We start from the raw sequence: 23439 nt of genomic DNA, 5'->3' as shown, positions 1-23439 counted from the left end.
TTCTCCTCAGGCGGCGGCAGCGGAGCCCCTTCACGTTGGGGTCGCCAGGTTCGGGAGCGATAGTCTGCTGGCCAGGCTATTAGCCAGCAGCATCCCAAACCGCGCGAGATTCTAACAGCTTGCACGCAAGTGCGTTAGACCCGTGTCTTCAGTGTATAGAGCATTTCGAGCGCACGACGCGGGGTCATGTCATCCAGATCGAGTTTAGCCAGTTCATCCAGCACCGGATGCGGCAGGCTGGCGAACATGTCGCTCTGCTGCGGCGCGGCCGGTTTGCCCTTGGCGGGCTTCGGCGTTTCATGGGGCAGGGCAGTGGCCTCCAGTCGGCCCAGATGCTCGCGAGCCCGCACGATCACTTCGCTCGGCACACCGGCCAACTGCGCAACCGCCAGGCCATAGCTCTGGCTGGCAGGCCCTGGCAGCACATGATGCAGGAACACGATGCGCTCATTATGCTCGGTGGCATTGAGGTGCACGTTGGCCACCAGCGGCTGGGCTTCCGGCAACACCGTCAGTTCGAAATAGTGCGTGGCGAACAGCGTGTAGGCCCGCAGGTGCGCCAGGCGTTCGGCGGCGGCCCAGGCCAGGGAGAGGCCATCGAAGGTGCTGGTGCCGCGACCGACTTCGTCCATCAGCACCAGGCTGCGCTCGGTGGCGTTGTGCAGAATGTTGGCGGTTTCGCTCATTTCGACCATGAAGGTCGAACGCCCGCCCGCCAGGTCATCGCTGGAGCCGATCCGGGTAAAGATCCGATCCACCAGCGACAGTTCGCAGCTGGCCGCCGGCACGAAACTGCCAATGTGCGCCAGCAGTACGATCAGCGCGGTCTGACGCATGTAGGTGGATTTACCGCCCATGTTCGGACCGGTGATCACCAGCATGCGCGTATTGTCGTCGAGGCTCAGGTCGTTGGCCACGAACGGCGTGGTCAGCACTTGCTCGACCACCGGGTGACGACCCTGGCTGATGCGCATGCAGGGCTCGTCGACGAAACGCGGGCAGTTCAGGTCCAGGTTCAGTGCGCGCTCGGCCAGGTTGCTCAGCACGTCCAGCTCGGCCAGGGCGGCGGCGGTATCCTGCAGGGGCGGCAACTGGGCGATCAGGTCTTCGAGCAACGCTTCGTAGAGCATCTTCTCGCGGGCCAGGGCGCGGCTCTTGGCCGACAGCGCCTTGTCTTCGAAGGCCTTCAGTTCCGGGGTGATGAAGCGCTCGGCACCTTTGAGCGTCTGGCGGCGGATGTAGTCGGCCGGCGCGGATTCGGCCTGTTTGCTCGGCAACTCGATGAAGTAACCGTGAATGCGGTTGTAGCCGACCTTCAGGTGCGACAGGCCGGTGCGGGCCTTCTCCCGCGCTTCAAGGTCGATCAGGAACTGACCGGCGTTTTCGCTGAGCGATTGCAGCTCGTCGAGTTCGCTGTCGTAACCGGTTTTCAGCACGCCGCCGTCACGGATGACGGCGGGCGGGTTGTCGACGATGGCTTTTTCCAGCAGGGCCGCCAGTTCCGGGTAGGTGCTGGTGGTCTTCGCCAGTTGAATGATGTGCGGAGCTTCGAGCTCGGTCATCGCCACTTGCAGTTCCGGTAGTGCGCCGAGGGCGTCGCGCAGGCGAGCCAGGTCACGAGGACGTGCATTGCGCAGGCCGATCCGCGCCAGGATCCGCTCGATGTCGCCGATTTCCTTGAGCTGCGGTTGCAGTTTTTCGAAGCGGTAGCCGTCGAGCAGGCAAGTGATCGAGGTCTGGCGTGCCAGCAGGACGCTGAGATCGCGCAGGGGGCGGTTCAGCCAGCGGGTCAGCAATCGGCTGCCCATGGCGGTCTGGCAGCGATCGACCACCGATTGCAAGGTGTTATCCCGACCACCGGCCAGGTTGGTGTCCAGTTCCAGGTTGCGACGGCTCGCGCCATCCAGCACCACGGTATCGTCCAGACGTTCATGCCGCAGGCTGCGCAAGTGGGGCAGGGCGGTGCGCTGGGTTTCCTTGGCATAGCTCAGCAGGCAACCGGCAGCGCCGATGGCCAGGGTCAGGTTCTCGCAGCCGAAACCTTTCAGGTCCTGGGTCGAGAATTGCTGGCAGAGACTTTTCAGCGCCGAGTCACGTTCGAAATCCCACGGCGCACGGCGACGAACCCCACGACGTTTTTCCGCGGGCAAATCTTTGGGCCAGTCATCCGGGATCATCAGCTCCACCGGATTGACCCGCTCCAGTTCCGCCAGCAGGTTTTCCCAGCCCTTGATTTCCAGCACCGTGAAGTTGCCGCTGGTGATGTCCAGCACGGCTAGGCCGAACAGGCGCTCGTCACCCAGCACTGCGGCGATCAGGTTATCCCGACGCTCATCCAGCAGCGCCTCGTCACTCACCGTGCCCGGGGTGATGATCCGCACCACCTGACGATCCACCGGGCCTTTACTGGTGGCCGGGTCGCCGACCTGCTCGCAGATCACCACCGACTCGCCGAGCTTCACCAGTTTCGCCAGGTAACCTTCGGCGGCGTGGTAAGGAATCCCGCACATCGGAATCGCCTGCCCGGCCGACTGCCCACGGGCGGTCAGGGTAATGTCCAGCAACTTGGCGGCCTTCTTCGCGTCTTCATAGAAGATCTCGTAGAAGTCACCCATGCGATAGAACATCAGCTGGTCGGGGTGCTGGTTTTTCAGGCGCCAGTACTGCTGCATCATCGGCGTGTGGGAGGACAGATCGGAGAGGGCTTTATTCATCGGATAATCAGGCAAATTCGTTGAAAGGTGTAGGGCAAAGGAGGGGCGTCGGCCCGGCTTTTCCGCGATGGGCGCAAGGTTAACATGGGCAGTCCACCCGACGCAGGCATGAAAGCCCTTGTTGGCTGGCAAGAGGTGGCGGGCAGAGTGACGGCTTTTCGGCCTGGGGAAACAGGTCAGGCCACACACATTTTGATCGTTTCCGAGCCTTGCAAGCGCGATCCGCTCGTGTACGGTAGTCCCATTGAGCCCTTTCAGGAGAGGACCGTGAAAGAAATTACCCAGCTGGCCGCTGAACTTGGCAGGCGCTTGCAGGTTCTCAATGCTCACGTCACTGCCGCCGAGTCCTGTACCGGCGGTGGGATCTGCGAAGCGATTACCCGCATTCCCGGCAGCTCGGCGTGGTTCGAGGCCGGTTATGTCACTTACTCCAACCGCCAGAAGATCGAGCAGTTGAATGTCCCTGCGCCCTTGTTTGCCACTGTGGGCGCGGTCAGTCGCGAGGTGGTCGAGGCGATGGTGCGGGGCGCGCAGGAAAAAAGCCGCGCGCATCTTGCCGTGGCGGTCAGTGGTGTCGCCGGGCCCGATGGCGGGTCGCCCAGCAAGCCGGTTGGCACGGTGTGGCTGGCCTGGGGGGTCGGCGAGCGGGTATTCAGCGAGGTGCAACACTTTCCCGGCAACCGCGACGAGGTTCGCCGACAAACGGTGAAGGCCGCGCTAGAGGGGCTACTGCGCCATGCCGCTGGAGAAATCTCAAATCAGGGGTAGGCGATCCTCAAGCGCTGTGGAATAATACTGGCTACTTATACAGGTGTTGGCCGTCAGGCCTTATTGATTACGTGAGGACTTTAATGGACGACAACAAGAAGAAAGCCTTGGCTGCGGCCCTGGGTCAGATCGAACGTCAATTCGGCAAGGGTGCCGTAATGCGTATGGGCGATCAGGACCGTCAGGCGATCCCGGCTATCTCCACTGGCTCTCTGGGCTTGGACATCGCGCTCGGCATTGGCGGCCTGCCAAAAGGCCGTATCGTTGAAATCTACGGCCCTGAATCCTCGGGTAAAACCACCCTGACACTGTCGGTGATCGCCCAGGCTCAGAAAGCCGGCGCGACCTGCGCATTCGTCGACGCCGAGCATGCCCTGGACCCTGAATATGCCGGCAAGCTGGGCGTCAACGTCGACGACCTGCTGGTTTCCCAGCCGGACACCGGCGAGCAGGCCCTGGAAATCACCGACATGCTGGTGCGTTCCAACGCGGTTGACGTGATCATCGTCGACTCCGTGGCGGCGCTGGTGCCAAAGGCTGAAATCGAAGGCGAAATGGGTGACATGCACGTGGGCCTGCAAGCCCGCTTGATGTCCCAGGCCCTGCGCAAGATCACCGGCAACATCAAGAACGCCAACTGCCTGGTTATCTTCATCAACCAGATCCGCATGAAGATCGGTGTGATGTTCGGCAGCCCGGAAACCACTACCGGTGGTAACGCCCTGAAGTTCTACGCTTCGGTTCGTCTGGACATCCGTCGCACTGGCGCGGTGAAAGAAGGCGATGAAGTCGTTGGTAGCGAGACCCGCGTCAAGGTCGTTAAGAACAAGGTGGCTTCGCCGTTCCGTCAGGCCGAGTTCCAGATTCTTTATGGCAAGGGCATCTACCTCAACGGTGAGATGATCGACCTGGGTGTTCTGCACGGTTTCGTCGAGAAGTCCGGTGCCTGGTATGCCTACAACGGCACCAAGATCGGTCAGGGTAAAGCCAACTCGGCCAAGTACCTGGCAGAAAACCCGGACATCGCCGCGACCCTCGAGAAGCAGCTGCGCGACAAGCTGCTGACGCCGGCACCGGACGTCAAGGCATCGCCGGTCAAAGAGACTGCAGATGACCTGGCTGACGCCGATATCTGATTGATCCGATGACTGCCGTACTCGATACACTCGTCGCAGTGCGGCGAACCGCAATGGACCTGCTCGCACGACGCGAGCACGGTCGGGTCGAGCTGACGCGTAAACTGCGTCAGCGCGGCGCTCTTCCTGAAATGATCGACACCGCACTCGACCGCTTGACGGAAGAGGGCCTGTTGTCCGAATCCCGTTACCTCGAAAGTTTCGTTTCCTACCGTGCCCGGTCCGGTTATGGCCCTTTGCGTATTCGTGAAGAGTTGAATCAGCGCGGGCTGCAACGTACTGACATCGAACTCGCGTTACGCGAGAGCGGTATCAACTGGCAGGAACAACTGGAAGATACCTGGCGGCGCAAGTTCTCCGGGCATTTACCCATAGACGCACGGGAACGCGCCAAACAAGGCCGGTTCCTGGGTTATCGGGGATACTCCATGGAGATGATCAGCCGCTTGTTCAGCGGCCGAGGGATGGACGATTGAATGAACGGCTCGCTATGTCGATAGCGGGCCGTTTTTTTGCCTCAGGTAACCTTCAATGGCTCCCGCGTGCGTTGCTGCGCCTGGGATTTTGACTGCGCCCAGTTTTCCGGCAGGTTGATGTAGTCCACCAGTTCCCGCAGGCGTCCATGATCACGGGCATTGAACGTGAAGGCCAGTCGCGCCAAGTGGCTGAACTGCGGTTCGTCGTGCTCCTCACCGTTGTAGGCATGCTGGTGGAAGTGATCGCTCAGGCACAGGTCGGCGAACGCGCCTTGCATGTGTTCCAGCGCATCGTCGCTGAGCTTGTGGTTCATGCGGATCACGAACTGATGCTTGAGCCAGCGGCTTGAGTGGAAGTTGCTGTAGAACTGATTGATCTGCTCCACCGCGTCTTCGGCGCTATAGACCAGGCTTACCAGCTTCATGTCGGTGGGCAGGATGTAGCGATTCTCCTCCAGTTGCTGGTGAATGAAGTCCAGCGCTCCTTGCCAGAACTTGCCGCCTGGCGCATCCAGCAATACCACCGGCACCAGCGGGCTCTTGCCGGTCTGGATCAGGGTCAGTACTTCCAGCGCTTCATCCAGGGTGCCGAACCCACCGGGGCACAGGACCAGCGCATCGGCTTCCTTGACGAAGAACAGTTTGCGGGTGAAGAAGAAGTGGAAAGGCAGCAGGTTGGTCGTGCCATTGACGGTGGGATTGGCATGCTGCTCGAAGGGCAGGGTGATGTTGAACCCCAGGCTATGTTCCAGGCCGGCACCTTCGTGGGCCGCCGCCATGATGCCGCCACCGGCACCGGTGATGACCATCAGGTCAGAGCGCGCCAATGCCGCGCCGAGCTCTCGGGCCAGGCCATACAGCGGATGTTCTATCGGCGTTCGGGCCGAACCGAAAACGGTGACTTTGCGACGCCCTTTGAACTGCTCCAGCACCCGGAAGGCATGTTCCAGTTCGCGCAGGGCTTGCAGGGTGATCTTGGCGTTCCAGCGGTTGTGATCTTCCTGGGCCATGCGAAGCACGGTCAGGATCATGTCGCGGTAGATGGGAATGTTCGGGCTGTTGGGTGAAACCAGGTTGAGTTGTTCTTCGACCTTGCTGGCGAGGTCGTGGCCGCTTTCTTCAAAATGACGGCTCAGGAGGTCATTCGGTTGGTAAGGCATTCAGCTTCTCCTTCTGCACAGAACCCTTGGCCCCGACAAGGCAGTTGTCGGCGCCGCGACGCCTCGTGCGTCGCTGTCTGCCCAGGCCCGTGCCTGGGCGATCCACCGGACTCGAGTTGCAAATCGAGTCATCCATACAGGCTCTGTTTTTTCCCTTGGATGAAAGAAACGTTCGCACAACAAGACACATGTCAGGCAGCCCCTTTTCGGCCTGGAAAATAAATCGTGGACACTATGAATCTAGACCCTTGCGGGGATTTGCGCTGACTTGATCATTGCGCCGCAAAGTCTTTCCTGGCAACCGCTTATTGTCGATTTGCAAGGTGATTTCACCGCTCGTCTGAACGCAAAGCTGAACGTTCATCACTCTGATTTACTAAAAGACAGGTGTGACATGACAACTTTGCGTCAAAGGCTGGACGCGCGACACAAGCGGGTGAAGGATTTTATCGCTCACGCAGGGCGAGGCGCATGGAGCCGAAGCAATGACCAGAGTCATTCTGGAGATCGAAATCGATACGCAACTGTATCGATTGCTGAAGTCATCGGCCGAGAATCATCATTTGAGTCTCGAGGAGGAGTGTTGCCGACGTCTTGAGGCCGCCGAGCGACGCTCTTGCTATCTGCAGGCGCTGCTGGCAGAACTGCGCGCCGAGGATGAGCAGCGGCGCGCCAATTCCCAGTGATTACTTTTTCTTCGCGGGTGCGGCTTTCGGGCAATCCGATTCCTGGAAGCGCTCGCTCGCAACCGGACGGTTGGTCTTAACCTCGGTGAACTCGTAACGCATGATTGCGCCCTTGGCCATCAGCTTGCGAAAGCCCGGGTTGTTGCAGACGGTGGAGCCGAGCTGAAAATAAACCGCTTTCGGGTCGGCGCGCATTTTGTCTGCGTGGCTGCTCTGGACGCTGAGGTGGTTGATCAGCTCTTTACCTTCGACGGTGTAGCCCTGATCGAGAATGTCTTCGTTGATCGCTCGTGGAGTGCCGACGCTGCTTTGAGCGGCAACGTTTTGCAGCATTTTGCTCAGTTCCATGTCTTTCAAGGAAGCAGCCTGGGCGCTGAAGGACGACGCCAGCAAAACGGCGGCGGTAGGAACGATAAGGCGCAGCATGAAACTCTCCTGGTTCAGTGACTGGTGGTTCGACCAGCCACATGACTGTGCGTTCAGTGGCGGCGAATTATAGGGGAGGTGGCCTGGACGGTACAGGCTTGCGCCGGCCGGTCTGATAAACTGCGAGCACTTCCTGTCCTGCCGAGTGTTTTTCGTGTCGATTTCCTGTCCATTCCGGTGTTGCCTGCAATGAGCCATGCACTCAAGCCCTTTGCGTCGAATGCCGTCGCGCGCCTGCGCGACCAGCGTGAAGAGGAGGGCATCAAACCGATCCAGGCCCGAGGCTGGCGAGCACCGCGTTGCCGTGCTTGCCGTGTGATCGAGAGCCACTGCCTGTGTGCCTGGCGCCCACAGGTCGAGACCCGTTCCGGGGTGTGCCTGATCATGACCAACAAGGAAGTGTTCAAGCCCAGTAATACCGGTTGGCTGATCGCCGATGTGGTGCGGGACAACCATGCGTTTATCTGGTCACGGACCGAAGTCGATCAGCAGCTGTTGCAGCTCTTGTCCGATCCGCAATGGCAGCCCTATCTGGTGTTTCCAGGCGAGTACGTCGAGCCCGAGCGAGTGACCCATGGTGTCGTGGCCGATAGCACCCGGCGGCCGCTGTTCATTCTGCTGGACGCCACCTGGACCGAAGCCCGGAAGATCTTTCGCAAAAGTCCCTATTTCGATGCGCTTCCGATCCTGAGCCTGCTGCCCGAAAAACTCTCCCGGTACCGGCTGCGCCGCTCGACCCGCAGCGAGCACCTGTGCACGGCCGAAGTGGCGGCGCTGTGCCTCGATCTGGCGGGCGATGTCGAGGCCGCTTCAGCGCTGGACGCTTATTTCGATGTGTTCAGCCAGCATTACCTCGATGCGAAACACCAGCTGGAGATGAACGTTGCAACGCCGGCCCACGCCGAGCTGATGCCCTTCGTGCAGAATGCGGCCCCGGTGACGTGCTGAACGTCGCCCATACTGCAAGCAGCCGGTCGGGCTACGTCGCTTGACCACCCCGGCTTCGCTGGGCATGCTTGGCGCCGATTAGGGCGCGGCCAGGTTTGATACGCCGTATTCTTTACGTGAAAAAGCTGTGTGAACAGCTACGTAGTTGGCGTTGAACGTGCCCTGTTGATGCAGCTCCGTGGCTGCACCTCGTTTGAAAAACAGGATCATTAGAAAAATGGCCACATACGAAATCCTGATTGCCGATGACCACCCTCTTTTTCGTAGCGCCTTGCATCAAGCGTTGACCCTTGGCCTCGGTCCGGATGTCCGACTGGTGGAAGTGGCGAGCATTGCCGAACTTGAAACCCGTCTCGACGAAAAGTCCGACTGGGACCTGGTGCTGCTGGACTTGAACATGCCGGGGGCCTACGGTTTTTCCGGACTGGTGCTGTTGCGTGGTCAATATCCGCAGATTCCGGTGGTCATGGTCTCCGCTCAGGAAGAGGCATCGATCATGGTGAAGTCCCGTGAATTTGGTGCCAGCGGTTTCATTCCCAAGTCGAGCGACTTGAGCGTTATTCAGAAAGCCGTGCGTGCGGTGCTGGATGGCGATGTGTTCTGGCCACCCCAAGCCTTCGAAGCGGTGAGCGTCTCCGCCGAAGCCAAGGCTGCCAGTGAAGGCCTTGCCAGTCTGACTCCCCAGCAGTTTCGGGTGCTGACCATGGTCTGTGAAGGATTGCTGAACAAGCAGATCGCTTATGAACTGAGCGTCTCGGAAGCGACGATCAAAGCTCACGTCACCGCGATTTTTCGTAAGTTGAATGTGCGGACCCGGACCCAGGCGGCCTTACTGTTGCAACAACTTGAGTCAATTTCGAGCCACTAAAGCGTAACCGTTCACGCTTTTTTGACCATGCTTGATTTAGCTTTCCCACTCCTTTTTGGTCAGTTGCCCACTCTATGTCACCTTTCAAAGGCCAAACCGGCCTCAAACGCATCCTCAACGCCTCCGGTTACTCGCTCGATGGCCTGCGTGCAGCCTTCACCGGCGAAGCGGCCTTTCGGCAACTGGTGTTGCTCAATGTCATCCTGATCCCGGTTTCGTTCGTCCTGAACGTCAGCCGTGTCGAGCAGGCGCTGCTCATTGCCGTCTGTCTGTTGGCATTGATTGTCGAGTTGCTCAATTCGGCGGTGGAGGCCGCCATCGACCGCATTTCCCTTGAGCTGCACCCCCTGTCGAAGAATGCAAAAGACATGGGCAGCGCCGCGCAGTTGGTGGCGTTGACCATGATCGCACTGGTGTGGGCAGTGATCCTGCTTTAAGCGATGGTGGGCAGCACGATCTCGTCGCTGCGCTGAACCCCTGCGGTGAAGGCGCGGCACAGGTCGAGGAATTCGCGCATCGCCGAGGTCTGATATTTCTGTTTGTGCCAGATGAAATAAAACTGCCGCGCCAGGTCCAGGTCCGGGGTCTCCACCGGCACCAGGCTGCCGCGGCGGAATGCATCGCGCAGGGCCAGCCGCGAAATGCAGCCAATCCCCAAGCCTGATTCCACCGCACGCTTGATCGCTTCGGTGTGTTCCAGTTCCAGGCGGATGTTCAGTCCGCTACGGTGGTGGCGCATGGCCTGGTCAAACGTCAGTCGCGTGCCCGAGCCTTGCTCGCGCAGAATCCACGCCTCGTGGCTCAGTTCATCCATGGTCGCCGTGCCGCGTTTGGCCAGCGGATGCTGCGGCGCACAGAACACTACCAGCTCATCCTCGACCCAACTCTGCACTTCGATATCCGGATGGCTGCAATCGCCTTCGATCAGACCCAGATCAATTTCGTAGTGGGCGACCTGCTGCACAATGTTGGCGGTGTTCTGCACATGCAACTTCACCTGGCTTTCCGGATGATGCTGCATGAAGCTGCCGATCAGCAGGGTGGCCAGGTAGTTGCCGATCGTGAGCGTCGCGCCGACCGCCAGGGAACCGAAACCAGACTTGCCGTTGAGCAGGTCTTCGATTTCCTTGGCCTGATCGAGCAGTGCCACCGCTTGCGGCAATAGCTGTTTGCCGAGGGCGTTGAGGGCCAGCCGTTTGCCCGCACGGTCGAATAGCTGGCAGCTGCACTGGCGCTCCAGTTCGGTGATCGAGGTGCTCGCCGCCGATTGCGACAGGTTGAGCAGACCCGCAGCTCGGGATACGCTTTCCTGCTGGGCGACGGCGACGAATACTTGAAGTTGACGGAGAGTAAATCGCATATCTATATAACCGATAACCCTTATCTTAATAATCCAGTTAACAGATATTGTCGCTGCCATTAGAATGCGATGCAATTGCGCACATCAGCTCATATTCGCAGAGCCGCGCAGAGCACGCGCAGACAAATCTCCAGGAGTCCCACGTACATGAGCAACATGAACCACGAGCGTGTCCTCAGTGTTCATCACTGGAACGACACTCTGTTCAGCTTCAAGTGCACCCGTGATCCGGGCCTGCGCTTCGAGAACGGTCAGTTCGTGATGATCGGCCTGCAACAGCCCAACGGCCGGCCGCTTATGCGCGCTTACTCGATTGCCAGCCCGAACTGGGAAGAGCATCTCGAGTTCTTCAGCATCAAGGTGCCTGATGGTCCGCTGACTTCCCAGCTGCAGCATCTGAAGGAAGGCGACGAGATCATCATCAGCAAGAAGCCTACCGGCACCCTGGTGCTGGATGACTTGAAGCCTGGCAAACATTTGTACCTGCTCAGTACCGGTACCGGTCTGGCGCCGTTCATGAGCGTCATCCAGGACCCGGAAACGTACGAGCGTTTCGAGAAAGTGATCCTGTGCCACGGCGTGCGTTACGTCAACGAAGTCGCTTATCGCGAGTTCATCACCGAGCACTTGCCGCAGAACGAGTTCTTCGGCGATGCCCTGCGTGACAAGTTGATCTACTACCCGACCGTGACCCGTGAGCCGTTCGAGAACGAGGGGCGCCTGACCGACCTGATGCGCAGCGGCAAGCTGTTCAGCGACATCGGCCTGCCACCGATCAACCCGCAGGACGACCGCGCCATGCTGTGCGGCAGCCCGAGCATGCTCGACGAGACCAGCGAAGTGTTGAACAGCTTCGGCCTGAAAGTCTCGCCACGGATGCGCGAGCCGGGTGATTACCTGATCGAGCGTGCGTTCGTCGAGAAATAAGCAACTTTTCAACTGCTCTGCTTTCCCTGTGGGAGCGAGCCTGCTCGCGAAAGCGGTGTAACAGTCAATTTCAATGTTGACTGATACGCCCCCTTCGCGAGCAGGCTCGCTCCCACAGTGGTTTCTGGTGTTTAGACGATCGCGGGAATAACTTCCAGAACGCGGATCAGGCCTGACTCGGGGTAATGCCACCGCACATCCACATCCCAGAACTGCGCCCCATATTCCCGCTCCGGCGCAGGCGTCTGGTAAGCCGGACGCGGATCCTGCGCCAGACACTGCTCGATCAGCTCTACCAAGGGCTCGCCAAGGCGCTGAGCGTGCCCGTGCGCCTGTTGCAATGCCGAATCCGTCCACTGCACGGGAATCATCTGCGGCGCAGCGCTGGCAATGCTGTTGGACGCCGTATCGACGATATCGGCGTAGGGCACGTAGGGTTTGATGTCGAGAATCGGCGTGCCGTCGAGCAGGTCGATGCCGGATATCCACAGGCGGTTGGCTTCGACCTTGTCCAGCTTGACCACGGATTGACCGATGCCGTTGGGCCGATGGGTCGCACGGGTGGCAAACACCCCCATGGATTTGTTGCCGCCCAGGCGAGGCGGGCGCACTTTCAGGCGTGGTCTTTCTTCCAGGGCCTGATGGAACAGGAACAGCAGCCAGACATGGCTGACCTGTTCCAGGCCCTGCACCGCATCACCCTGATCGAACGGCGCCACCAGTTCCAGCACGCCGCGAGCGGCGGGAGCCAGTTGCGGCTGGCGCGGAATGGCGAACTTCTCCTTGAAACAGGAGCGCACGAAACCGATGGGGGAAACGCTGTAGGTCATAGGCTGGGGCCCAGCAACAAGTTTCAAGCTTCAAGCTTCAAGCTGAACAAAATCGGCTTGCAGCTGCTTCAAGCTCTCACTCGCAGAGTGAGCCCCTTGAGGAAGTTGCGCAGCAACTGGTCGCCGCACGCACGGTAGTTGGTGTGGCCGAACTTGCGGAACAGCGCGCTCAGCTCGGGCTTGGACACCGGGAACTCGGAGGCCTTGAGGATCGCGTGCATGTCGTCTTCCTTCAGTTCGAAGGCCACCCGCAGTTTCTTCAGGATGATGTTGTTGGTCACCGGCGTTTCGATCGGCTGTGGCGGACGGCTTTCGTCCTTGCCGCGCTTGAAGATCACCAGGCCATCGAGGAAATGCGCCATCACTTCGTCCGGGCAGCGGACGAAGCCTTCCTCGTCTTCCTCTTTCTTGTCGAGGTACGTCACCAGGTCTTCCAGGGTCACGTCCATGCCGCCGAGCTTGATGATCTCGATGACTTTCTTGTCGCTGATGTCGAGCATGTAGCGCACGCTGCGCAGTACGTCGTTATGAATCATGGTGTGCAATCCTGATAATCGGCAGTGGGCGCCGCATAAGCAGCGGCGCCAAAATGTGTGGCGGCGTGAGCAGTCTCAGAACTTCTCTTTGCCGGACAGGTAGCGCCATTGCCCCAAGGGCACTTTGCCAATGGAAACGCCGCCTATGCGGATCCGGCGGATGGCGACGACCTTCAGGCCGACGGCCTGGCAGAACAGGGCGATCACCCCCGGTTGTGGGTTCTTCATCGCGAAACGCAGACGGTTTTCACTCTGCCAGCTGGCTTTGACCGGTGGCAGTTCCTTGCCCTTGTAGGTCAGGCCATGGTTCAGGCGGTTGAGGCCGTGAGCCACCATGTCGCCTTCAACCTCGACCACATACTCTTGTTCGATCTTGGCGGAATCGGCGGTGAGCTTGCGCAGGATCTTCCAGTCCTGGGTGAACACCAGCAGACCGCTGGCATTGGCCTGCAGGTCGGTGCTGGCGGTCAGGCGCAGGAAGTGGCCCTTGAGCGGACGTTTGCTGAAGCGGTGTTCTTCGCTCAGGGTCTCGGCGCTGATGGTCGCCATGGCCGTTTCCGCATCCATGCCTGCCGGGACGTTGAACAGGATGGTCACCGGTTCTGGCGCAGTGGCTTTGGCTTCTGGATCGAGCTCGACTTTCTGGGTGTCGACCTTGAACTGCGGCTCGTCGATGACTTCACCGTCCACGGTGACCCAGCCGCCCTCGATGAACAGCTCAGCCTCCCGACGGGAACAGCCGACGAGTTCGATGAGGCGTTTGGAGAGACGAATCGGGTCAGTCATGACAGGGCCGTAACAAAAAAGGGGTGGGCATTGTACCTGCTGGGCGCCGGTTAAGCCCGGTTCCATTTGTGCCGTACAGCTTTTCGTAGGAGCTGGCTTGCCAGCGAAGGCGGCCGATTGATCTGCGCAAGGCTCTCGGGCCCCTTCGCTGGCAAGCCAGCTCCTACAGTTTGTTCTGTGTCGTGTCAGCCATGTTGTGAGCGTTGTCGGGTTTGACGAAGGCGCATGTGCAGCAATGGATAGGGCTGGCCCATGCCATCGACCTCGGAGCGGCCAATCACCTCGAACCCCTGCTTGAAGTAGAACCCCAGGGCTTGCGGGTTCTGTTCGTTGACGTCCAGTTCATCGGCATTCAGGTGTTCCATCGCATAGCGCAACAGCTGTTTGCCCAGGCCCTGGCCTCGATGCGCCGGGTCGATGAAGAGCATTTCGATCTTGCCCGCCGCGACCCCGGCGAACCCGGTGATGCGCTGGCTCGAGTCTTTGGTACAAATCAGCATCACCGCATCGAGGTAGCGGGTCAGCACCAGGTTCTTCAGCAGGTCGATGTAGCTGTCGGGCAGAAAGTCATGGGTGGCGCGAACCGAGGCTTCCCACACCTGCGTCAGCTCTTCGTAATCGCTCTGTTTCGGCGTCTGGATGACCGAATGTTGGCGCATGCCCGGCTGCCCCTTTTGCAGTTGATGATGCGAATCCTTTCCCCCACAAAACGATAGACGTAAAAAAGCCCCGCATCTCGTCAAGAGAGCAGGGCTTTTCGTTTTTTTTGCGTTTAGATCTGTTCAGCCCACAGATCGTATTCGTCGGCGTCGGTCACTTTGCACCAGACCTTGTCGCCCGGTTTCAGGTTGCTGCCGTTGTCGATGAATACGTTACCGTCGATTTCCGGGGCATCGAAGAAGCAGCGGCCGACCGCGCCTTGCTCGTCGACTTCATCGACCAGCACTTCGATTTCACGGCCAACGCGCATTTGCAGGCGCGCCGAGCTGATGGCCTGCTGGTGCGCCATGAAGCGGTCCCAGCGGTCTTGCTTGACGTCGTCCGGCACGATGGCCGCGTCCAGCAGGTTGGCCGGTGCGCCTTCTACCGGCGAGTACTGGAAGCAGCCGACGCGGTCGAGCTGGGCTTCAGTCAGCCAGTTCAGCAGGTACTGGAAGTCTTCTTCGGTTTCGCCAGGGAAGCCGACGATGAAGGTCGACCGGATGATCAGGTCCGGGCAGATCTCGCGCCAGTTCTTGATGCGAGCCAGGGTCTTGTCTTCGAAGGCCGGGCGCTTCATCGCCTTGAGGACTTTCGGGCTGGCGTGCTGGAACGGGATGTCCAGGTACGGCAGGATTTTCCCGGCGGCCATCAGCGGGATCAGCTCGTCGACGTGCGGGTACGGGTAAACGTAGTGCAAGCGAACCCAGACATCGAGGGTGCTCAGGGCTTCGCAGAGTTCGGTCATGCGGGTTTTCACCGGTGCGCCATTCCAGAAGCCGGTGCGGTACTTCACGTCGACGCCGTAGGCGCTGGTGTCTTGCGAGATCACCAGCAGCTCCTTGACGCCGGCCTTGACCAGGCGCTGGGCTTCGTCGAGCACATCACCGACCGGGCGGCTGACCAGTTTGCCGCGCATCGACGGGATGATGCAGAAGCTGCAGCTGTGGTTGCAGCCTTCGGAAATCTTCAGGTAGGCGTAGTGACGTGGGGTCAGCTTGATGCCTTGCGGCGGCACCAGGTCGATCAGCGGATTGTGATCCTGGCGCGGCGGCACGGCGTCGTGCACGGCGTTGACCACTTGCTCGTACTGCTGCGGGCCGGTCACGGCCAGCACGCTCGGATGCACCTTGCGAATGTTGCCTTCTTCGACGCCCATGCAGCCGGTGACGATGACCTTGCCGTTTTCCTTGATGGCTTCGCCGATCACTTCCAGCGATTCAGCCTTGGCCGAATCGATGAAGCCGCAGGTGTTGACCACCACGACGTCGGCGTCCTCGTAAGTGGACACGACGTCATAGCCTTCCATGCGCAGCTGGGTCAGGATGCGTTCGGAGTCGACCAGAGCTTTGGGGCAACCCAGGGATACGAAGCCAACCTTTGGATTGGCCGGCGCAGGAGTGGTGGACATGTCTAACCTCGGTATTTGTGACGCCTCCAGCCGAAGACGGCAAGGCGACAGACGGGCGCTTGGCGTCCTGCCTCGTGAATACGCTGTTTTTTGACAAGTGACTATTGTTGCCAGGTAAGGCGCCGCGCCGAGTCATAGCTTGCTATGGCGAGAAGCGGCAACGCAGCATGGCGACAACAGGCGCCGTCAAAAATCAGCAGTGATTCGCGAGGCAGGACGCTTAGCCTCTGATCAAAAAGTGCGCAATTCTAGCGATGAGAGGCGCACTTGACCAGCTTTATACGGGGAAATACGACGAGTGCTGCGCTATGCTTCGCGCCGTTGCACATTGCCGATTTCGTACAGTCAATAAAACGTCTGTAACAGCGTGTAAAACAGCGCATGCTGCTCGGCAATCATGGGGTTTTTTTCTTAAGCGGTTCGGGTCTGGATGCAGAGGTGGTGGATGGGTCAGGCAAGTAGTCAGGCGGCGGGTGCCGAGCATTCGGCGGCCAGGCCGATCGGCATGCTGGTCGCAGCGGTCGGGGTGGTGTATGGCGATATCGGTACAAGCCCGCTGTACACCCTCAAAGAAGTATTTTCCGGTGGCTACGGCGTGCCCGTCACCCATGACGGGGTGCTGGGGATTCTGGCCCTGATCTTCTGGTCGCTGATCTGGGTCGTCTCGATCAAGTACATGATGTTTGTCCTGCGTGCCGATAACCAGGGCGAAGGCGGGATCATGGCCTTGACCGCCCTGGCCCGGCGGGCAGCGGCGGGGCATGCGAAGTTACGTACCTTGCTGGTGGTCTGCGGGCTGATCGGTGCAGCGTTGTTCTATGGCGACAGCATGATCACGCCGGCGATTTCCGTGCTCTCGGCGATTGAAGGCCTGGGACTGGCATTCGAAGGTATCGACCATTGGGTGGTGCCGCTGTCGTTGATCGTGCTGGTGGCGCTGTTCCTGATCCAGCGTCACGGCACCGCGCGGATCGGCATTCTGTTCGGGCCGATCATGGTCACCTGGTTTGTCGTGCTGGGTGCGCTGGGGGTCTACGGCATCCTGCAACACCCGGAAGTGTTGCAGGCCATGAACCCGGTGTGGGGCGTGCGTTTCTTCGTCGTGCATCCGGGCATGGGCGTGGCGATCCTTGGTGCGGTGGTGCTGGCGCTGACCGGTGCCGAAGCGCTGTACGCCGACATGGGCCACTTCGGTCGCAAGCCGATTGCCCGGGCGTGGTTCATCCTGGTGTTGCCGGCGCTGGTTCTCAACTACTTCGGCCAGGGCGCGCTGCTGCTCGGTGATCCGGAAGCCGCTCGTAACCCGTTCTACCTGCTGGCGCCGAGCTGGGCCTTGATTCCGCTGGTCGGCCTGTCGACCATGGCGACGGTGATTGCCTCCCAGGCAGTGATCTCCGGGGCGTTCTCCCTGACTCGCCAGGCAATTCAGCTCGGCTACATTCCGCGCATGCACATCCAGCACACCTCCAGTGCCGAACAGGGCCAGATCTACATCGGCGCGGTGAACTGGTCGCTGATGGTCGGCGTGATCCTGTTGGTGCTGGGTTTCGAATCCTCCGGCGCCCTGGCTTCGGCCTATGGCGTGGCCGTGACCGGCACCATGCTGATGACCACTATCCTTGTGTCGGCGGTGATGTTGTTATTGTGGAAATGGCCACCGGTGCTCGCCGTCCCGGTGTTGCTCGGCTTCCTGTTGGTGGACGGTCTGTACTTCGCCGCCAACGTGCCGAAGATCGTGCAGGGCGGGGCGTTCCCGGTGATCGCCGGGATTGTGCTGTTCGTGCTGATGACCACCTGGAAGCGCGGCAAACAACTGCTGGTCGACCGAATTGACGAGGGCGGATTGCCGCTGCCGATCTTCATCAGCAGCATCGCCGTCCAACCACCGCATCGGGTCCAGGGCACGGCGGTATTCCTCACCGCGCGTCCGGATGCCGTGCCCCACGCGTTGCTGCACAACCTGCTGCATAACCAGGTATTGCATGAGCAAGTGGTGCTGCTGACGGTGGTCTACGAAGATATTCCGCGGGTACCGCCGGCGCGGCGCTTCGAGGTCGAATCCCACGGCGAAGGCTTCTTCCGGGTGATCCTGCACTTTGGCTTCGTGGACGAGCCGGACGTGCCCCAGGCGCTGAAGCTGTGTCATCTCGAAGACCTGGACTTCAGCCCGATGCGCACCACCTACTTCCTCAGCCGCGAGACGGTCATCGCCTCCAAGCTCGTAGGCATGGCCCGCTGGCGCGAGGCGCTGTTTGCCTTCATGTTGCAGAACGCCAATGGCAATTTGCGGTTCTTCAATCTGCCGTTGAACCGGGTGATTGAGTTGGGTACCCAGGTAGAAATGTAAGCCCCATCCAAAAGCCCCCGCTCCCACATTGGATCTGCGGCGTCAGTTGGAATGAAAAAAGCCCCCGCTACCGTGAGGTATCGAGGGCTGTTTTGTCAGCGAAGCTCAGATCATTCCTGAGCCGCCGTTTCCTTCGCCTGACGCTTCTCGATCACATCCACCAACCGCTGGGCCAAAGCCGGGTAGTTCTCATCGAAGTGATGCCCGCCAGGCAGCTTCATCGCCTCACCCACAGCCGTCTTATCAGTACAGCCGCTCTCATCGGTTTCCTCTTCGCCATAGATGCACACCACTTTCTCCGCCGGCAACTTGGCCATTTCCGGGCCGGTGGCGGCTTCCTTGCCGGCATTGCCAAGCCAGCCTTCGACTTCGATTTCGAAGCTGCCGGTGCGGGCGAAGGCCAGCAGGATTATGGCGTCGACCCGTTGTTGTTCCGCGGGCTCCAGGCGGTTATAGATGGCTGGCAGGACGTCGGCGCCGAACGAGTAACCGGTGAGGATGAAGCGTTTGGTGCCCCATTTCTGCCGGTAGTGCTGCATCAGCTCGGCCAGGTCCAGGGCGCTTTGCTCAGGGCTCTTGTGCTGCCAGTAGTAGCGCAGGGTGTCGATGCCGACCACCGGGTAGCCGATCTTGGCCATCTCGCCCGCCACGTCGCGGTCCAGGTCGCGCCAGCCGCCGTCGCCGGAGAGAAACAGGGTGACGGTGTCCCGGGCCTGGCCGGCCGGGACTTCGACCACCGGAATCTGCAGGCCGCCCGCGGCTTTGTCGCCACCGACGAGGAGCTTGCGCAGTTCGTTGTTCAGCACTTGCGGCAGGTTGATGTCGTAGTCGCTGATGCTGGTTTCGGCGTTCGGCTGGTCGCGTACGAAGCCGGCGCTGGTGTCGTCCGGGTTGTCGTTCCAGGCCACCAGCCAGTGGCCGTGGGTGGCGCTTTTCGGCAGCAGATGAGTGCAACCGGGTTTTTCCAGGGCCAGGTCCACCGACACGGCCTGGGCTTTATCGTTCTTCTGCTCGGACAGCCAGCGCCATGCCAGCACGGCACCGGGGCCGATGCCGCTGACCAGGGTCGCCGGGCCGTTCAGCGCCCTCAGGCCCGATTGCAGGGCACGACTTTGCAGCAGGCAGTCTTTGGGCAGGATCACTTGGACGATCTGCGCCGAGCCGCTGCGGCTGAGGGTCAGCAGTTGTGTGTCGCTGAGCTTCTGCTCGGCGTAGACCGCCACCAGCACCTGGGCGCGCGGGGTGTTGCCGGGGATGACTCGAGTCATCGCCGCGCCATCGGCGGGAGTCAGCTGTTCGAGGGTGGGTTCGGGTGCCGGACGTTTGAGGTACCAGTAACCGCCAGCGAGGATCAGGGCCAGCACTACCAATATGCCCAGTACGTACCGCAGGGAGCGTTGAATCATCAGCGTTTCACCAATCCAGTCAAGCCGCCCGCAATCAGGGCAGCAGTGTCGGCCAGGGCCACCAGCGGATCGAGTCCGGCGGGCACGGCCATATAGCGGGGTTCCCAGTCGGGCTGGAACTTGTCTTTGAAGCGGCGCAGGCCCTGGAAGTTGTAGAGCTGCTCACCACGGCGGAACACCATCGAGCCCAGGCGCTGGGTCAGCGGAGCGCCGCGACGGGGTTGCAATCCAGACAGCGGCACCATGCCCAGGCTGAAGCGCGCGTATCCATGATTTTTATAATGCTGGATCAGGCCGACCATCATGAATTCCATGGTCAGCTTGGGAGCATCGGGGTGCGCGCGCATCAGGTCGAGGCTGGCCAGGTCATGGCCATAGGTCTCGAGCAGGTTGGCGAACGCCACCGGGCGCCCTTCGAACCGAATCACCGCGATGCGGAAATGCTTGAGGTAGTCATCGCTGAAACGGCCGAGGGAGAAGCCTTTCTCGCGCACGTTCTTGCCGGTCAGCCAGGCATCGGAGATCACCTTGAGCTCATCCATCGGCGCGTGGCCCGGTTCGTGGATTTCCAGCGACAGGCCGTCGCGGGTGCCACGATTCCAGGTGTAGCGCAGGTCCTTCATCTCTTTGCCCTTGGCCTCGAGGTCGAAGCGCTGCAGATCGACCCGGGCTTCTTCCCCGAGCTTGATCGCCGTCAGGCCGATGTCCATGTAATACGGCAGGTTCTCGGCGCGCACCTGATAGAACACCGGGCGGGCGTGGTGAAGGTCGCACAGGTCGCGGAACTGCCAGATCATCTCGGCCCGTTGCAGGGCCGGGCCGATCGGGTCGTACAAGGCCACCAGGCTGCGACCACGGCGGGCGTACATCAGGAACGCCTGGTCGTCAGGGTGAAACAGCAGCGCCTTGTCACCGGTCAGGGCCAGGCCGCCATCCGGTTGCGCGGAGGCCATGAGGATCCTGGTCGCGCGCTCCAGCTCATCGGGCGTTGGCAGGTGGATCACCGGGCGCGCGGTGCGCAGCAGCCAGGTCAGGGACACCACCAGCAACAGGACGGCGGCACCGAGCAGCGAGCGCAAGCCGCGAGGGGCATCGGCATCGAGGGTGAACTGCCACCAGAGTTGATGGCTGTAGGGAACGTCCTGATAGGCGAACAGCAGCAGCCAGATCGACGCCCCGAGCACGCACAGGCTGGACACCAGATACAGCGGTGAAAAGGGCAGTTCGGTCAGGCGGCTGGGACGATAGAACGAGCTGCGGAAAACCCCCAGCAGGCTCGCGGTCAGGGTCATCAGGCAGGCTTCTTCCCAGTCGAAGCCCTTGAGCAGCGAGAGCAGGGCGCCCACCAGCAACAGAATGGTGGTCAGCATCCACGCGGCCGACAGGCGTCGACGCAGGCCTTGGGCCAGCAGCAGACACAGCACGCCGACCAGGCTGGCGCCGAAGTGCGAGGCGTCGACCAGTCGATGCGGAATCAGAAAGCCGATGTGCTCCAGGCGCGTATCGATTTCCGGGGTCACGCCGGAGAACAGCAGTACTACGCCGGACAGGAACACCAGCACTGCCAGGATTGGTGCGGCCAGGCCGGACGCGGCGCGTAGCGTCTGGCGTGTCTGGAATACGCGTTGGCCTTCATTGATCAACAACAGCAAGCATGCTACGAGCAACGGCAGCACCACATAGATCAAGCGATATAGCAGCAGCGCGGCCGCCAGTGGCGCGGCACCGAGCTTGTCGGCGAAGGCGGCCAGCAAGATGGCCTCGAACACCCCGACACCGCCCGGCACGTGGCTGAGAACCCCGGCTGCCAGGGCCAGCAGGTACACCAGCAGGAAGGCACCGAAGGGCGGCGCTTCTGGCAGCAGCAGATACAGCACGGTCGCGGCGGCGGCCACGTCCAGGGCGGTGATGACCAATTGCAGGAAGGTCAGGCGACGCCCCGGCAGGCGCAAGGTGCGGCGGCCCACCTTGACCAGCAGATTATCCGGGTAAGGCTGTTCAGGCAGGCGACGGCGGTAAATGCCGATCGCCAGCACGGTAAACAGCAGCAGTACCGCGACGGCGACCGCTCCGAGCAGTGCCTCGGACAGCCCCAGGGCGACGGAAGCGGCGGGCAGGTCGCTGAGCGTGGCAAGCGCCGCGAGCGGGGGCAGGGCGCACCCGAGCGAGAGACTGGCGAAGAGCGTCATGTGGGCGACTTCCGAAGCCCCCAGGCCATGACGAGCATATAAGCGGTAGCGAACCGAGCCTCCCGAGAGCATCGAAAGACCGATGGCATTGCCGATGGCGAATGCGGTGAACCCGCCCAGGGCGAGGGTGCGCGGCGCCAGTGTCACGCCGGCATATCGGCTGGCCGACCACTCGTAGCCGAGCAAAATGATGAAGCCGACCACTGTCGCAGCCAATGCACCGAGCAACGCCGGTTGCGATACTTCGAGCATCGAGTCGTGCAACGCGTACAGATCGAGTTCGCTCAGCAGGTGACGACAGGCAACCAGCGCGATAGCGAATAACAGCAGCGTGACGGCCAGACCCAGGGGTTGCCGATATTTGCTGACCAGGTCCAGCAAGCGCAGACGCTCAGCCTTGATCGGTTGTGTCGCGGTGACGGTGTCTTGTGAATCAGACGAGTTGGTGCGCATCAATCACCTCTTGGATTGTGCGCGACAGGATGGGGGTATCCGGTCAAGTTACCAATCCCTGTAGAAAAAAATACTTACAAATATACCTATTCTCACTGGGACCCGGCGATGGCGCGTCATCATTTGAAAAGGGTTTGTCTGAGAGCGAATCCCCCTGTAGGAGCGAGCCTGCTCGCGATGGACTCAAGAGGCGCCGTGTTTAACCAGTGAAGACGCGTTATCGTTAACGACCATCGCGAGCAGGCTCGCTCCTACAGGGGGCATCGCTGCAGGGTGACAGGTCATTGTTGCGAAAGGACTTTTCCCTCAGACACAAAAAAGGCCACTCTTTCGAGTAGCCTTTTTTGATGTTTGGTTGCGGGAGCCGGATTTGAACCGACGACCTTCGGGTTATGAGCCCGACGAGCTACCAGACTGCTCCATCCCGCGTCTGTGTGGCGGCATTCTACAGGCGAACGGCGCAGTGTCAATCTTTAATCCTGAACCTTGCCAAATAAGTGCCATGGATGGCAAAGCGCGGCAGGGGAGACCTAAGTTCCGGAATCAGAACGATTTCTCTTTTGCGCGCTACTCATGGGTAAGCGCTGCATTTAGACGAAATAGACGCGCACAAAAAAGGCCACTCTTTCGAGTAGCCTTTTTTGAGTGTTTGGTTGCGGGAGCCGGATTTGAACCGACGACCTTCGGGTTATGAGCCCGACGAGCTACCAGACTGCTCCATCCCGCGTCTGTGGGCGGCACTCTACAGGCGCACGGCGCAGAGTCAACCTTTAATCCTGAAACCGGTCGAATAAGTGCAAATGAATGGCAAATTGCGGCAGGGGACATCTAAGTCCCGGAATCAGAACGAATTCTCTTTCCGTGCTAGCGATGGGTAAGCGCTGCATTCGGATAAAACAAGCGCACACAAAAAAGGCCACTCTTTCGAGTAGCCTTTTTTGATGTTTGGTTGCGGGAGCCGGATTTGAACCGACGACCTTCGGGTTATGAGCCCGACGAGCTACCAGACTGCTCCATCCCGCGTCTGTGTGTTGGATTCTACAGAGGATGGCAGGGGTGTCAACCCTAATCTTGAAAAAACCTGTTCCTGTTCAATCGCTTAGCTCTCCATCAAGGTGGGGCGGGAGGCCTGTAAGGCAGGTGTGGCAAGGCCTCGAGCTCTATTGGGTGGAGTTGTGCGATAGAGAAGTTAAATTCATCAGGTACTTTTCCTACATATGGAAAAGAACATTCGGAGTACTGGTGCTATATACAGGTGTCAGTGAGATACTGCCTGTCCGGCAGCCCATGACCCCCATTTCTTTGCCATGAAT

20 protein-coding genes and 3 tRNA genes are annotated in these 23439 nt (G+C 60.3%); 9 read left to right on the top strand and 14 right to left on the bottom strand.

All coding sequences use genetic code 11. The annotated features are described in order from the left end of the window. Positions 1-134: 134 nt before the first annotated feature. Positions 135-2714: a DNA mismatch repair protein MutS gene (mutS, locus tag J2W17_RS24840; RefSeq protein WP_307340860.1), complete on the bottom strand. Its 2580-nt coding sequence runs from the start codon at positions 2712-2714 to the stop codon at positions 135-137. A 267-nt stretch (positions 2715-2981) separates the two neighbouring features. Here mutS and J2W17_RS24835 point away from each other — a divergent pair, with 267 nt between their 5' ends. The 3 genes from J2W17_RS24835 to recX all read left to right on the top strand — a co-directional run bounded on the left by J2W17_RS24835 (position 2982) and on the right by recX (position 5094). Then, entirely contained in the window at positions 2982-3482 is a 501-nt protein-coding gene (locus tag J2W17_RS24835) for a CinA family protein (RefSeq protein ID WP_307340856.1), read from the top strand. 83 nt (positions 3483-3565) lie between these two features. Beyond that, positions 3566-4618 (top strand): recombinase RecA, encoded by a 1053-nt coding sequence (gene recA / locus J2W17_RS24830; RefSeq protein ID WP_064676129.1) that lies wholly within the window; start codon positions 3566-3568, stop codon positions 4616-4618. Positions 4619-4626: 8 nt separating this feature from the next. Beyond that, the gene (gene recX, locus J2W17_RS24825) at positions 4627-5094 is read left to right on the top strand and encodes a recombination regulator RecX (RefSeq protein ID WP_307340852.1); all 468 of its coding nucleotides are present in this window, start codon (positions 4627-4629) and stop codon (positions 5092-5094) included. Positions 5095-5135: 41 nt separating this feature from the next. On the opposite strand, the gene J2W17_RS24820 is transcribed toward recX, so the two are convergent. Further along, on the bottom strand, positions 5136-6254 hold the full coding sequence (locus J2W17_RS24820; protein ID WP_307340849.1) for an LOG family protein: 1119 nt from the start codon (positions 6252-6254) through the stop codon (positions 5136-5138). 485 nt (positions 6255-6739) lie between these two features. Here J2W17_RS24820 and J2W17_RS24815 point away from each other — a divergent pair, with 485 nt between their 5' ends. Further along, positions 6740-6940 carry a hypothetical protein gene (locus J2W17_RS24815; RefSeq protein ID WP_064676132.1) on the top strand — a complete coding sequence of 67 codons (201 nt, stop codon included), beginning with the start codon at positions 6740-6742 and terminating at the stop codon, positions 6938-6940. Here the strand turns inward: J2W17_RS24815 and J2W17_RS24810 are convergent, their stop codons facing one another. Then, complete coding sequence (locus J2W17_RS24810) at positions 6941-7366, bottom strand: quorum-sensing-regulated virulence factor family protein (RefSeq protein WP_154979044.1); 426 nt, start codon at positions 7364-7366, stop codon at positions 6941-6943. It lies immediately after the preceding gene. A gap of 189 nt (positions 7367-7555) precedes the next feature. On the opposite strand from J2W17_RS24810, the gene J2W17_RS24805 reads away from it, so the two are divergent. The 3 genes from J2W17_RS24805 (at position 7556) to J2W17_RS24795 (ending at position 9619) form a co-directional block, all read left to right on the top strand. Further along, a complete protein-coding gene (locus J2W17_RS24805; protein ID WP_307340844.1) occupies positions 7556-8314 on the top strand; it encodes a tRNA-uridine aminocarboxypropyltransferase in 759 nt (252 codons plus the stop codon). Between the two features lie 217 nt (positions 8315-8531). Next, complete coding sequence (erdR, locus tag J2W17_RS24800) at positions 8532-9182, top strand: response regulator transcription factor ErdR (RefSeq protein ID WP_010462704.1); 651 nt, start codon at positions 8532-8534, stop codon at positions 9180-9182. A gap of 74 nt (positions 9183-9256) precedes the next feature. Next, the gene (locus tag J2W17_RS24795; RefSeq protein WP_307340840.1) at positions 9257-9619 is read left to right on the top strand and encodes a diacylglycerol kinase; all 363 of its coding nucleotides are present in this window, start codon (positions 9257-9259) and stop codon (positions 9617-9619) included. Here J2W17_RS24795 and J2W17_RS24790 read toward each other — a convergent pair. After that, positions 9616-10542, bottom strand: a complete 927-nt coding sequence (locus J2W17_RS24790; protein ID WP_307340838.1) for a LysR family transcriptional regulator — start codon at positions 10540-10542, stop codon at positions 9616-9618. The two genes, J2W17_RS24795 and J2W17_RS24790, sit on opposite strands and share 4 nt — an antisense overlap. A 147-nt stretch (positions 10543-10689) precedes the next feature. Here J2W17_RS24790 and fpr point away from each other — a divergent pair, with 147 nt between their 5' ends. Then, on the top strand, positions 10690-11469 hold the full coding sequence (fpr, locus tag J2W17_RS24785) for a ferredoxin-NADP reductase (protein WP_008054100.1): 780 nt from the start codon (positions 10690-10692) through the stop codon (positions 11467-11469). Positions 11470-11600: 131 nt separating this feature from the next. On the opposite strand, the gene tsaA is transcribed toward fpr, so the two are convergent. The 5 genes from tsaA to rimO all read right to left on the bottom strand — a co-directional run bounded on the left by tsaA (position 11601) and on the right by rimO (position 15731). Continuing rightward, the gene (gene tsaA / locus J2W17_RS24780; protein ID WP_307340833.1) at positions 11601-12299 is read right to left on the bottom strand and encodes a tRNA (N6-threonylcarbamoyladenosine(37)-N6)-methyltransferase TrmO; all 699 of its coding nucleotides are present in this window, start codon (positions 12297-12299) and stop codon (positions 11601-11603) included. A gap of 68 nt (positions 12300-12367) precedes the next feature. Continuing rightward, the gene (locus J2W17_RS24775; RefSeq protein WP_307340830.1) at positions 12368-12835 is read right to left on the bottom strand and encodes a YehS family protein; all 468 of its coding nucleotides are present in this window, start codon (positions 12833-12835) and stop codon (positions 12368-12370) included. A 75-nt stretch (positions 12836-12910) separates the two neighbouring features. Beyond that, on the bottom strand, positions 12911-13621 hold the full coding sequence (locus J2W17_RS24770) for an rRNA pseudouridine synthase (protein ID WP_307340827.1): 711 nt from the start codon (positions 13619-13621) through the stop codon (positions 12911-12913). Positions 13622-13806: 185 nt separating this feature from the next. Beyond that, complete coding sequence (locus tag J2W17_RS24765; protein WP_307340824.1) at positions 13807-14280, bottom strand: GNAT family N-acetyltransferase; 474 nt, start codon at positions 14278-14280, stop codon at positions 13807-13809. Between the two features lie 113 nt (positions 14281-14393). Beyond that, on the bottom strand, positions 14394-15731 hold the full coding sequence (rimO, locus tag J2W17_RS24760) for a 30S ribosomal protein S12 methylthiotransferase RimO (RefSeq protein ID WP_307340821.1): 1338 nt from the start codon (positions 15729-15731) through the stop codon (positions 14394-14396). Between the two features lie 445 nt (positions 15732-16176). Between rimO and J2W17_RS24755 the strand changes: the two genes are divergently transcribed. After that, positions 16177-18078, top strand: coding sequence for a potassium transporter Kup (locus J2W17_RS24755; RefSeq protein ID WP_307340819.1), 1902 nt, complete (start codon positions 16177-16179; stop codon positions 18076-18078). Between the two features lie 110 nt (positions 18079-18188). On the opposite strand, the gene J2W17_RS24750 is transcribed toward J2W17_RS24755, so the two are convergent. The 5 genes from J2W17_RS24750 to J2W17_RS24730 all read right to left on the bottom strand — a co-directional run bounded on the left by J2W17_RS24750 (position 18189) and on the right by J2W17_RS24730 (position 23149). Next, positions 18189-19484, bottom strand: coding sequence for a virulence factor family protein (locus tag J2W17_RS24750; RefSeq protein WP_307340816.1), 1296 nt, complete (start codon positions 19482-19484; stop codon positions 18189-18191). After that, the gene (gene mprF / locus J2W17_RS24745; protein WP_307340812.1) at positions 19484-22126 is read right to left on the bottom strand and encodes a bifunctional lysylphosphatidylglycerol flippase/synthetase MprF; all 2643 of its coding nucleotides are present in this window, start codon (positions 22124-22126) and stop codon (positions 19484-19486) included. Before mprF ends, J2W17_RS24750 begins: the two co-directional genes overlap by 1 nt. A 352-nt stretch (positions 22127-22478) precedes the next feature. Further along, positions 22479-22555 (bottom strand) — tRNA-Met (locus J2W17_RS24740). Between the two features lie 221 nt (positions 22556-22776). After that, positions 22777-22853, bottom strand: a tRNA-Met gene (locus J2W17_RS24735). A 219-nt stretch (positions 22854-23072) separates the two neighbouring features. Next, positions 23073-23149: transfer RNA gene (locus J2W17_RS24730), tRNA-Met, on the bottom strand. Positions 23150-23439 lie beyond the last annotated feature (290 nt).

This window comes from Pseudomonas lini (assembly GCF_030812475.1).
Classification (GTDB): domain Bacteria; phylum Pseudomonadota; class Gammaproteobacteria; order Pseudomonadales; family Pseudomonadaceae; genus Aquipseudomonas; species Aquipseudomonas lini_A.
This window is presented reverse-complemented; position numbering and strand designations above follow the sequence as displayed.